The organism is Spongiactinospora gelatinilytica (assembly GCF_003236385.1).
Classification (GTDB): domain Bacteria; phylum Actinomycetota; class Actinomycetes; order Streptosporangiales; family Streptosporangiaceae; genus Spongiactinospora; species Spongiactinospora gelatinilytica.
On record NZ_POUA01000781.1, the window covers coordinates 1 to 885 of the forward strand.

Sequence of the window (885 nt, forward strand, 5' to 3'; positions counted from 1 at the left end):
GCTCAGGTCCGCATCGCAGCAGCCCACGCCCACGGCCGCCAAACCGCCATCCCCGTACCCAACGATCCACGAACCCACTGAAAAGGAGCACCACCCATGACCCAGTCCCGCTTCACGCCCGCCGTCCTGGCCGCGCTCGCCGTACGTCTCACACCCCGCGACCGCAAGATCCTCCGCGCCGTCTGGGACCACCGCGTCCTGACCTCACCCCAGATCACCCAGCTCTTCTTCGACACCGACACCGCCACCCGCAAGCGCCTGCTCACCCTGCACCACATGGGCGTACTCGAACGCTTCCGCCCCAACCTTCCGGTAGGTGCCGGAGCCGCCCCGTACCACTACGTCATCGGCGCGGCCGGAGCCGCCGTCCTGGCCTCCGAAGACGGCATCGAGTTCGCCGCCCTCGGCTACCGCCGCGACCGTGCCCTCGGAATCGCCCACAACCAGCGCCTCACCCACCTGGTCGGCGTCAACGACTTCCACGCCGCCCTCGCGGCCTTCGCCCGCCGCCACGAAAACGCCCGCCTGGTCACCTGGTGGCCCGAACACCGCTGCACCGCCCAATGGGGCCAGACCGTACGCCCCGACGGCTACGCCCGCTGGCGCGAAGACGGCCACACCCTGGACTTCTTCCTCGAACACGACACCGGCACCGAACCCCTGGACCGTGTCGCCGCCAAACTCGACGGCTACGCCCTCCTCGCCCAGCGCACCGCCATCGTCACGCCCGTCCTGTTCTCTGTCCACAGCGACCGCCGCGAAGCCAACCTCCGCACCCGCCTCCAGCGGCACCCGGCCGCCCAAACCGTCCCCATCGCCACCACCTCCCGCACCGGCGGCCTGATCAACGACGGCCCCGCCGGCCAACGCTGGCTCCCCTTGAAC

General features: G+C 70.6%; 1 protein-coding gene. It reads left to right on the top strand.

Features of this window, described 5'->3' with window-relative positions; genetic code table 11:
* Window positions 1-96 precede the first annotated feature (96 nt).
* Window positions 97-885: replication-relaxation family protein (locus C1I98_RS39370; protein WP_111172236.1), on the top strand; the 789-nt coding region annotated here is incomplete at its 3' end.